This window comes from Sphingomonas sp. (genome assembly GCF_035317925.1).
Classification (GTDB): Bacteria; Pseudomonadota; Alphaproteobacteria; order Sphingomonadales; family Sphingomonadaceae; genus Sphingomonas_I.
The window spans coordinates 1-10,880 of record NZ_DATHFV010000094.1; the positions used below are offsets into that span (position 1 = coordinate 1).

The 10,880-nt window shown below is 66.4% G+C and carries 9 protein-coding genes; 4 read left to right on the forward strand and 5 right to left on the reverse strand.

Annotation, left to right across the window (positions count from 1 at the left end; genetic code table 11):
* The first annotated feature begins 4 nt into the window (after positions 1 to 4).
* Positions 5 to 880 carry an oxygen-dependent coproporphyrinogen oxidase gene (gene hemF, locus VK533_RS07280; RefSeq protein ID WP_324376210.1) on the forward strand — a complete coding sequence of 292 codons (876 nt, stop codon included), beginning with the start codon at positions 5 to 7 and terminating at the stop codon, positions 878 to 880.
* A 4-nt stretch (positions 881 to 884) separates the two neighbouring features.
* Positions 885 to 1,475, forward strand: coding sequence for a GNAT family N-acetyltransferase (locus VK533_RS07285; protein WP_324376202.1), 591 nt, complete (start codon positions 885 to 887; stop codon positions 1,473 to 1,475).
* Here the strand turns inward: VK533_RS07285 and VK533_RS07290 are convergent.
* The gene (locus VK533_RS07290) at positions 1,445 to 2,185 is read right to left on the reverse strand and encodes a hypothetical protein (RefSeq protein ID WP_324376203.1); all 741 of its coding nucleotides are present in this window, start codon (positions 2,183 to 2,185) and stop codon (positions 1,445 to 1,447) included. The genes VK533_RS07285 and VK533_RS07290 overlap by 31 nt on opposite strands.
* 171 nt (positions 2,186 to 2,356) lie before the next feature.
* Between VK533_RS07290 and lipB the strand changes: the two genes are divergently transcribed.
* Together lipB and VK533_RS07300 are read left to right on the forward strand one after the other, a co-directional pair.
* A complete protein-coding gene (gene lipB / locus VK533_RS07295; protein WP_324376204.1) occupies positions 2,357 to 3,025 on the forward strand; it encodes a lipoyl(octanoyl) transferase LipB in 669 nt (222 codons plus the stop codon).
* Between the two features lie 88 nt (positions 3,026 to 3,113).
* Complete coding sequence (locus tag VK533_RS07300; protein WP_324376205.1) at positions 3,114 to 3,332, forward strand: hypothetical protein; 219 nt, start codon at positions 3,114 to 3,116, stop codon at positions 3,330 to 3,332.
* Between the two features lie 167 nt (positions 3,333 to 3,499).
* Here VK533_RS07300 and VK533_RS07305 read toward each other — a convergent pair whose 3' ends face one another.
* The 4 genes from VK533_RS07305 to addB all read right to left on the reverse strand — a co-directional run.
* Positions 3,500 to 4,699, reverse strand: a complete 1,200-nt coding sequence (locus tag VK533_RS07305) for a L,D-transpeptidase family protein (protein ID WP_324376206.1) — start codon at positions 4,697 to 4,699, stop codon at positions 3,500 to 3,502.
* A gap of 151 nt (positions 4,700 to 4,850) precedes the next feature.
* A complete protein-coding gene (gene trxA, locus VK533_RS07310; RefSeq protein ID WP_324376207.1) occupies positions 4,851 to 5,171 on the reverse strand; it encodes a thioredoxin TrxA in 321 nt (106 codons plus the stop codon).
* A 55-nt stretch (positions 5,172 to 5,226) separates the two neighbouring features.
* On the reverse strand, positions 5,227 to 8,655 hold the full coding sequence (gene addA, locus VK533_RS07315; RefSeq protein WP_324376208.1) for a double-strand break repair helicase AddA: 3,429 nt from the start codon (positions 8,653 to 8,655) through the stop codon (positions 5,227 to 5,229).
* Positions 8,652 to 10,880: double-strand break repair protein AddB (gene addB / locus VK533_RS07320; protein WP_324376209.1), on the reverse strand; the 2,229-nt coding region annotated here is incomplete at its 5' end. The genes addB and addA, both read right to left, overlap by 4 nt.

Sequence of the window (10,880 nt, forward strand, 5' to 3'; positions counted from 1 at the left end):
TCATATGCGCCATGCGCGGGCATCGGCTGCGGCCATGACCGCCACCCCGGAAATCACGCTCGACGCGGAGCAGCAGCAGGCCCGGCGCTGGTTCGAAAGCCTGCGCGACCGCATCTGCGCTGCATTCGAAAGCATCGAGCAGGAAGCGGGCAGTGACGCGCGATTCTCCTACACGCCGTGGGACCGCGAGGGCGGCGGCGGCGGCGTACGCGGGCTGATCAAAGGTAAGGTTTTCGAGAAAGCCGGGGTCAATGTCTCGACCGTGGGCGGCAGCTTCGCCCCCGAATTCGCCAAGACGATCCACGGCGCCGGCGAGGATCCGCGTTTTTTCGCCACGGGAATCAGCCTGGTCGCGCACATGGCCAATCCGCACGTGCCCGCGGTGCATATGAATTGCCGATTCCTGGCCACCACCAAACGCTGGTTCGGCGGCGGGGCCGATCTGAACCCGCCTTTGCCGATCGCGGAGGATACAGACGACTTCCACGCTGCCTTCCGCGCCGCGTGCGAGGCGCATCCCGGGCCGGGCGACTATCCGCGCTACGCCAAATGGGCCCAGGATTATTTTTATATCCCGCACCGCCAGGTCCATCGCGGGGTCGGCGGCATCTTCTTCGATCATGTCGAGGGCGATTTCGACACCAATTTCGCGTTCGTGCGCGCGGTCGGCGAGACGTTCCTCGAGATCTTCCCGCGAATCGTGCGCCGGCGGATGGGGATGGAATCGAGCGAGGCGGATCACGTGGCGATGCTCGCCTTCCGCGGCCGCTATGCAGAATTCAACCTGATCTATGACCGCGGCACCCTGTTCGGGCTCAAGACCGGCGGCGACGTCGACGCGATCCTGATGAGCCTGCCGCCGGTCGCGGCGTGGGAATGAGCGCATGCTGACCCCGGTTGCACCGGGCGAACTGGCCGCGATCGTCACCTCGCTCGAGCTGCGCGAACGGCCGAAGCCACGCCCTCTGCCCGCCTCACCCTTGCGGCTGGCGCGGTGGAAGGAACCGGCCGCAAACGCCTATCGCACCCTCTTCAACCGTGTCGGCGCGCCATGGCTGTGGTTCTCGCGCCTGCTGCTCGACGATGCCGCGCTCGAAGCGATCATCCGCGATCCGGCGGTCGAGGTCAGCGCGGTGGTCGATCGCAACGGGATCGAGATCGGTCTGCTCGAACTCGATTTCCGCGTGGGCGGCGAATGCGAGATCGCTTTCTTCGGGCTGGTGCCCGAGCTTGCCGGCAAGGGCCATGGCAATTGGCTGATGGCGCAGGCGCTCGCGAGCGGCTGGCGCAAGGATGTGGCGCGGATGTGGGTGCACACCTGCACGCTCGACCATCCGGGTGCGCTTGGCTTTTATCGCCGCCATGGCTTCGTGCCATTTGCGCGCGCTGTCGAGACGTTCGCCGATCCACGCCTGCTCGGCCTACTGCCGCGCGAGGCCGCGCCTCACGTGCCCCTGATCGATCCGCCCAACTGACGGTAGAGCGCGACGACGAGGACGTGGAAGCCCGTCCAGAATACGGCCGTGATCAGCTGCAGATAGATTGTGTAGAGCGCGGGCCCAAGCTCGGGCACACCGGCCGCCCTGGCACCGAGAACGAAAATCGCCCCCAGCGCGAAAGCCGAGGCAGCAACCACTACCGTTCCGCCTATGCCATAAACCAGAGCCGCGCCCAACAGCCGCCAGAAGGCGCCGCTCGTCAGTTCCCACGCCAGCCTGATTGAGGCAATCGGTCCCGCTCGCGACGCAATCACGACCGGTCCAAGCGCGATCAAGCGGATCGAAAGGAAAAAGCTTAGACCGAGCATAACGCAGACCAATACGGCCTGCTGCACCGGTACGGCGAGCCTCGCCAACTGAATCGGAATGGCCGCGATGGTCGCCACGATCACAACAAACAAAGCCAACAGGATCAATGCGGCTACACATACGAGCAGACGCTGAAACGCGAGGCCCAGAGCCTCGCGTACACTGATGCGTGGCACCAGCGCGAGGGCGACAATGGCAAGCCCGCCGACCAAGGTGATCAAGGCGACGATCAGCTCCGCTGGCATCAGCCAAGGCACGCTTGTCAGCAGGGGCGCGAGCGTTTGCGGCGTCATCGCGTTGGCGATCTGCGCCGGCAGCAACAGACGCAGCGTCATCGGCGGCAGCGCGAGGAAAGCGAAGGCCACCGGCAGCAGCAATTTCCATTCACGCGCGGCGAAGCGCTGCGTCCACTGCAGGGCCTCTTCGATCGAAAGCGACTTCACCAGACCCGTTCCTCCTGTTCGCCCGGCTTATCGTCGGGCGACGAACCAAAGGCAATCGAGCGCTTGCTTGCACAGACGCCCCGTGCGCGCCACATGCGCGGCACGATGGCAGCTCCCGCAAACGAGATCGAATGGCGCGTTTCGCCCGGCCTCACCGATTACGCCGAGGCCCTGGCCGAAATGGAGGCGCGCGCCGCCGCGATTCGAGAAGGCACGGCATCCGAACTGGTTTGGCTGCTCGAACATCCGCCCGTCATCACCGGAGGGACGAGCGCCACCGAAAGCGAATTGCTGGAACCCGGCCGTTTCCCGGTCCATCGTGCCGGACGCGGCGGGCGTTACACCTATCATGGGCCGGGCCAGCGCGTCGGTTATGTCCTGCTCGACCTGGAAGCGCGCGGGCGCGACGTGCGCTGCTATGTCGCGAGTCTGGAAGACTGGATGATCGGCGCGCTCGGCCGTTTGGGGGTCGAAGCGCGCAAGGCGCCGGGCCGGATCGGCATCTGGGTCGATGGCCCCGACGGGCGCGAGGCCAAGATCGGCGCGATCGGGGTACGCGTCCGGCGGTGGGTGACATTGCACGGCTTCGCGCTCAACCTTGAGCCCGACCTGACGCATTTCGACGCGATCGTGCCGTGTGGAATCGCCGAATACCCCGTCACCAGTCTTGCCGCGTTGCAGCGCAATTCGTCGCGGGAAACGCTGGACGCCGCGCTGCGTGAAGGATTCCCCCAATTCCTTCAATCGCTTACACGAGGTATCATTCGCGCTTGAGGCGCCTGCGCTTTATGGTAAGGTCAGCGCTGATTTGGGTAATGGTCCAACAAAACCCGGTCCAAATCGATATTCTAGGGAGTCTGACATGCGAGACATCATCAAGAAGACCACTGCTGTTGCGATGGTCGCGGCGGCCGCTCTGAGCCTTGCGGCCTGCAAGAGCGAGACCACCAACACCACCGAGAACGTGTCGATGACCGACATGAACGCGGAAGGCAGCATGAACGACATGGCGGCCACCGATGCGAACAGCAGCAATGCGGCCGACAACATGATGGGCGACAACACCTCCAACATGGAGTGATCGCCTAGCCATTCGGTTAGAAGAAAGGGCCGCCCGGTTGCCGGGCGGCCCTTTTTTCATGTGCCGTCATCCCCGCGAAGGCGGGGATCCATATTCTCGAACGGCACGATGGAGCCGATGCGTCTGAGCTTATGGATTCCCGCCTTCGCGGGAATGACGATCGAGCATCAGTTCGAGGCAACCTGTAGCGGCTTGCCGTCGAGCGCGGTCAGCACCTTGGCGTCATAGCCGTAGGGATCGCCATAGGTGGTGATGTCGCCGCTGCCGTCCGCATCCGCGGTGAAATAGACGATATAGACAGGCCAAGTCTGCGGCAGGCGCAGGGTCGCGGTCTGCGTTTTGGCGAGCGCCTCCTCCAGTGTCGCCGGATCCCCCTGCCCCTGGCTCATCAGTTCGGCCGCGAGCTGATCGATGTCCTTGACCCGCACGCAGCCGTGGCTGAGCGCGCGCTGATCACGGTTGAACGCCGCCTTGGCGTTGGTGTCGTGCAGGTAGATCGCCTGGTCGTTTTCCAGGTTGAACTTGATCCGGCCGAGCGCATTGCGCGGTCCGGGCGGCTGCATCACGGTATAGCTGCCGTCGGCATTGTGCCGGCCGGTAAAGCCGCCCCGCCCTGCGCGCAGCCCGGATTTGCGGGCGATGCTGGCGGGCACGTACCAGGCCGGATTGACGACGAACGAGCCGGTCGGGCTGACCATCTGCGGCGTCGGCGTATCCTTGGCGCCGACGACGACGTCGTAAGAGGAAAGCTGCACGCCGTCCTCGACCACGCGCAATTTGTAGCTGGGCACGTTGACGTAGAGATAGGAGGTCGCGATCGAGCGCGGCATCCAGCGCCAGCGTTCCATGTTCACGCGCAGCCGGTCTCGAGCCGCGCCGGTCGGCATATCGGCGAGCGCGCTGCGCAGTGCCTGGTAATGCGGGTCGGATGGCAGGAGCGCGGCAAAAAACTCCTGCACCTTGCCGTCGTCGATCGCGGCCTGGAGCCGGGCGGGAAGCTGCACCGCCTCATAAGGCGAGCGTTGGATCATCCATTGCATGTCCGATCGATCCGACACCCGGCCGAAATAATAATCATGCGCCAGCGCCAACGCCGAGACGGTGGCGAGCGCGTCGAGCGCGCCACCCTCCCCATCCGTGGCAACGCGCTTCAGCCCGGCGAGATTATAGTCGGCGGGATGGAGGCCTTCCGCCCGCGAATCCTCGATCGCGACGATCAGGTCGCGCGCGGCGCCTTCCGTCCAATGCGTACCGGCCTGCGCGGTCGAGACCGCGATATCGCTCGCCGAAGCGGCGGAAACGGAAGCGAGGCAAGTCAGCGCGGTGGCGGCAAGCCAGACGCCCAGTCCGACGCTACGGATACCCATGCAACGCACTCCCTGAAACATTCAGGGGCGTAACGCCGATCGAGCCCGCACGATCCGTCGATCGCAACTTGTCAATAACAAAAACTCGACGGCCGGCAGTTTCGACAACCGCCGGCCGCAAAAATATGTCAATTCGTCGCCGAAACGATGATCAGAGCGCGGCTTCGAGCCAACCTTTGAGTTGGCTCTTTGGCGCAGCGCCGACCTTGGTCGCGGCCGGGGCACCACCCTTGAACAGGATCATCGTCGGGATGCCGCGCACACCATAGCGGCCGGGCGCTTCCGGATTCTCGTCGATATTGAGCTTAACGATCGTAACCTTCTCGCCCAGCTCCTCGGAAATTTCTTCCAGCGCGGGGCCGATCATCCGGCACGGTCCGCACCATTCCGCCCAGAAATCGACCAGTACCGGCCCATCGGCCTTAAGAACGTCGCTTTCCCAGGACGTATCGGTAATCTTCTTGGTAGCCATATGGAATCTCCATGAAACTCGTTACGGCCAGATGTAGGCAGGCGGGCGGCTTCACTCAACCGTCGAGACCAAGCATTTGCTCCGCCCCGCCCAAGCCAGGCTTGTGCGCGTCGAGAACAGCCGGCGACAGAGCGATCGGGATCGGTCCGGCGGTGTAGAGCAGCATCGCCTCGATCGTGCGGCCGGGAAAGATCATGGCGAGTGCGGCGGCATAAGCGCCCATCTGGCGCAGATGATGTTCGGGCACACTCGCGAGGTCCGGAGGCGCGCGGCGGCCGGTCTTGAAATCGACGAGGAGGACGCGGTTCGCCTCGACCAGCAGGCGATCGACCGTGCCGGCGACGACAAGGCCGTCGGGCAGCACCGCCGCGATCGGCGCTTCAGCCAGCGCATCGGGCGCGAAGATGGCGGCATAAGCCGGATCGGCGATGATCGCGCACACATCGCCGACCAGTGCCTCGCGCTCGGCCGCATCGGTCACGCCCGCCGAATGATCGAGCCAGCGCTGGCCCACCCCCATGCGCGTTTCAGGCGGCACGCCGGGCAGGCGTTCGAACAGGGCATGGAGCAGGCGCCCGCGCCGGGCGGCGGCAAGCAAGGCCGGTCCAGGCGGCGGATCGGCAACGCGATCCTCGCCGAGTGACGAGGGCGCGAGCGGGCGCGGCGGACGGCTTTCCAGCGGCGCAGGGCGGTGCAGCCAGGCGGGAGGCGCCGGATCGGCGTCGGCGGGCGCCTGCGCCTCGGGCAAGTTCGCTTGCGACGTCCCATCGGTGAAATGGCGGGCGCCATGCCAGATCGGATCGGCCACCTCCTCCGCGCCGAGCGACTCGAGCGCGTCATCGAGCGCGGCATACCAGCTTTCCGGCGGCACCTGACCGCGCGCGCGCATTCCGAGCGCACCGCCGATTACCAGATGCTCCTCGGCACGCGTCACCGCGACGTAGAGCAGGCGCCAATGTTCTTCGCGCTCGCGCTTCTCCACCTTGGCTAGCGCTTCGGCGAGCGAGCCCGCCAATTCCGCCTTGCGCGGCCGGAACACGGGCAGCGCGTCGGGCTCCTCACCGATCTGCCAGTCGATCACATTGGTCGGGGCAGCGTCAGGATTGCCGGTCGCGTCGGCGAGGATCACCAACGGTGACTGCAGGCCCTTGGCGCCGTGCACGGTCATCACGCGGACCGCATCGCGCGGCGCCGAGGGATCGCGCGTCACCTCGACCTCGTCGCGGTCGAACCAGTCGAGGAAGCGCTGCAGCGTCGGCGTCGCCTCGCCTTCGAAGGCGAGCGCGGCGTTCAATAATTCCTCGATCGGATCGCGCGCCTCGCCGCCGAGGCGGTGCATCAGTTTGCGCCGCCCGTCGAGCGGCCCCGACAAGATGGTTTCGAGGAACTGGTACGGGCTGGTGAGATCGGCGCGGGCGAGCAGTTGACGCAGTTCGTCAGCGGCCTTGTGTCCTTGAAGCGCGGACCACAGGCTGCCGCGCCGACCGAAACCGATGCTATAGAGCTCGTCCTGGCTCAGTCCGAACAAGGGCGAGACCAGCAGGCCGGCGAGGTTTAGATCGTCCTCGGGCTGCAGCACGAAACGGATCGCCGCCATCAGATCGCGCACCGCGAGCGGCGCGGTGAGCTTGAGCCGGTCGACGCCCGCCACCGCCACGCCCTCGGCGTGAAGGCGCGCGACGATCAGCGAGGCGAGATCGCCACGCTTGCGCACCAGGATCAGCACGTCCTCGGGCCGCAGCGCGCGGCCGCGTCCCGCCAGCCATAAGGGTTGATCGATCCACTGCCGGACCTGTCGGGCGAGCTTCTTGGCGAAGTCGCGCGCGGCATCGTCAATCCAGCCCTCCTCGCCTTCATCGTCAACCAGCGCGTCGAGATCCTGCGATACCGGCTTCCACAAGGTGACCGTGCCGGGAAGGTCGCCCCGCGCGGTCAGATGGCGTTCGGCCGGGTCGAACAGGCCGAGCCGGTCAGGGCCGAGTTGCTCGATCAACCGGTCGACCACCGCCAGCACCGTGCCGGTCGAGCGGAAAGAGCGGTCGAGGGACAGAAGTTGCAGCTCCCGCCCACTTTCTTCCACAGCCTGTTGGAACTTACCCCGCGCCCATCTGAAGTAGAGCGGATCCGTTCCCTGAAAGCCAAAGATCGCCTGCTTGAAGTCACCCACTGCGAAGATAGTGCGCTCGGGACGTTCTGCGGCTGACTGTTCGGTATAGAATTCATCAGCCAGCGCGATCACGATTTCCCATTGGCTGAGATTCGTGTCCTGCCCTTCGTCGACCAGAATATGGTCCGTGCGACGGTCGAGCTTGTAGCGAATCCACTGTCCTATTGCCGGCTGTTTCAGCAAGGCGGTGGCCAACCGGATCAGATCGTCGAAATCGACCGAACCCTGCGCACGCTTGGCCTTGGCATAAGCAGCCGCATAGGCCTGCCCCGCACGCAGGCCGGCCGACAGCAGGGCCGCCAGCTCGGCGCGCCTGCGTAGCGCCAGCAAGGCGTCCGCCTGCGCATGCGCTACGGTGCAGTCCGGTTCATAGTGATCGACCTGCGGTGCCTGCCCCTTACCGAAGGAGAAAAGGTCGCCGCCCTTCTTCGCCCAAGCGCCATGCAGATCGAGAAGGCTGGCGGTACGCTCCGCGGCGGGTGCGGCCAACCAGCGTTCAATCCGATCCGCTCGCTCATTGCCGCGCGCAGTTGCCCATTGCCGGTTTGCAGAGGCGATGCGGCGCAGGCAGACCACATCGAACGCCTCGTCGGTGACCCGCTCGGCAATAAATGCCTCTACATCCCCTAACGGCACTTCAAGCGCAGTCCGTACGCGCGCCTCAATCCCTTCGCGCGATCCCAGCGTGCGCATCGCCTCGATCGCACGGGCGCAGCGCGAGAGATAACGTTCGGCTTTCTCCTCACCAAGGCGGCGGCTGAGACGTTCGATGTCGCGGATCAGGCCGCTGTCGCCGCCGCGTTCGGCGGTAACCAGCATATCTCCGAGCGTAGCGCGACGGAGCGCCGCCTCGGCGCGCCCTTCGAGCGGCTGGAAGCCTGGCGCGAGCCCGGCCTCGGCGGGGAAGCCGGCGAGCAGGGTCTGGCAGAAGGCATGGATCGTCTGAATCCGCAGCCCACCGCCAGGTGCGTCGAGTACACGCGCAAACAGGCGGCGCGCGCGGCGTATCGCCGGCTGGTCGCCCGGCTCGTGCAGCGCGAACAGCTCCCGCTGCAGCTTCTCCTCGGGCATGCGCACCCACGCCGCGAGGCGGGCCTGGATACGCTCCGACATTTCGGCCGCACCCGCCTTGGTGAAGGTCAGGCACAGAATGGATTCGGGCGGCGCGCCGTTGAGTAGCAAGCGCAGCACGCGCGCGGTAAGCACATGCGTCTTGCCCGTCCCCGCCGAGGCCGACAGCCAGATCTGGCTGTCGGGCGCCGAGGCGTGCTTCTGCGCACCCTCGAGCGGATTGAGCAGCAGGATAGATGCGCTCACGACGAGCCTCCGCCCGGACCGCGACCATACCATTCGTCGAGCCGCATCAACTGGTCGTAATCGCCATATGGCGCATATTGCGGCTTGAGTTTTGCCACGAACGGCGCGTCGCCCTTCAAATATTCCTCGACCGCGCGGGTCAGTGTGCGCATGGCAAGAGCTGTGAAATCGGCAGCGGCAATCCCCTGCCCCTGCTTGTTAAGACCGACCGGGCTGGTCGAATGCCCGAGCCTCTCATCCTTGGCGGCAAGCGACCAATATTCGAAGATTTCGGGCCGCCCTTCGATATCCGCGAACCCGCCCTTCTCCGCGATTAGGCCGAGCAGCCCTAATTGCATTGAATAACCTTCCGCCACCGCGCGCTTGGAGGGTGGCTTGCCCGTCTTCCAGTCGACGATGGCGAGGCCGCCGTCCGCCAATCGGTCGATCCGGTCGACCGTGCCTTCCAGGTCGATCCCGGCAACCTGGATCACGCCCTTGCGCTCCGCCGCGATCGGACGGCGGCCTTGCGCAAGGCCTTCCGCCACCTCGGCTGCAACCCACTCGATCGCTTCGAGCAGGCGCGGCGCCCACAAGGTGCGCAGCACGGGATGCGCCGCGGTTTCGGCGAGCAGCTTCTCCGCACGCGGGCGCAATTTTTCGGGATCGTAGTCGTCGAGCTTGATCCATTCCTCGAATATCTTGTGGACCGCGCTGCCGCGCCAGGCCGCGCTGGGATCGGCATCGACATTGTCCCACGCGCGCAGCTTGAGCATCGCATCGGCATAGAAAGCGAAGGGGTCCGCCCTGAGCCGATCGAGCTTGGTGACGGCGAGCCGTTTCGGGCGATCCGCGACCGGGGGGCGTGGTCGCGGTTGCTCTACCGGCATAGACGGTCCAGCGGGGCGGTCGATCGCGTCGGTCCAATGCTGAAGCCGCGCATCGCCGGCGACGCCACCGGTCATCGCGACCAGCCGCAGCCAGAAACGGGAGGCGACCACCGGTGCGCGCGCATCGCGCCGGGCGCGGGTGAGCAAGACCTGCTTGTTGCCCAGGCCCGCCGCGAATTGCTGGGCCTCGATACCGATCCGTCGTTCAAGCCCGGGCAGCCGCAATTCGGCCCGGATCGCGGGGGCGAGCCAGGGGTCGGGCGCGGGCAAGCTTGGCCAGACGCCTTCGTTCAACCCGCCGAGGATGACGAGATCGGTCTGCTGCAGCCTTGCCTCGATCAGACCCCAGATGAAGACGCGCGGATGGCCACCTTGCGGCGGGCGGACCGCGACCGCGTCCGCCATTGCCTGGAGGAAAGCGGGAAAAGCGCGAGCGCCGACCACACGAGGCCCCTCGTCCGCGCTCGCCTGCAGACCGGCCATAAGATCGGCGGCGGCGCGGCCCGCGGGCCGGCTCCACGCCTCGTCGCCCGCGAGCGCGCTCGCCGCGTCCGATATCGCCGCCAGCAGATCGGCCAATCGCGGCTCGTGCGCGGCGAAGGCGGTCTCGAGCGGCTCCAGGATCGGCAGCAGGCTTTGCCACCAATCGAGTACCGCCGCGCGGAGGTCGCGGGTGCGGTCGTCGCCCTCCCGCAGAAAGCGCGTGATCCCGGCAAGCCCCGGCCCCGGACGCGGTCCGCGCAGCGCGCGATCGAGCCGACGCACATCCTCCAGCCAGGCCAGGCGCGCCTCGCCCGCACGCACCAGCGGATGCTTGAGCAAGGCGAGCAGGGTCACCGGGGCGAAATTCTCCGCCGCTCCGTCCGCCGCCGCTCCCAGCAGGGTTCCGGGCGGGGTGCGCGACAAAGGCTGACCGGCCGAATCGTCGGCCTCGATACCCCAGCGCTTGAGGTGCGCGGCGACGCGGGTCGCCAGACCCCGATCGGGGGTCACCAAAGCGGCGGTGCGGCCCGGCGTCTCCACGCTCTCGCGCAGCGCGATGGCGATAGCCTGTGCTTCCGCGGCGGGGTTCGCCAGTTCGACCGCGCGGATCGTCTCCGGCGGCGTGGCGGCGAGCGCTTGCCAGCCGTCGGTGAAGGCGGCGGGCTTCATCACATTGCTGATCAGCAAAGCGCGGTCCTGCGCGGGATCGTCCGCGTCGCCGGGCCATTCTCGCACTTCTCCGCGCGCCACACCGATGCGGTCGAGCATTTCGCGCAATACGAACTGGGGATGGGTCTCGATCTGCCGACCACCCTCCCCGCCGCCCAGCGCATCCCATTCGTCGTCCGGCATCAGCGGATCGAGACCGGCCAG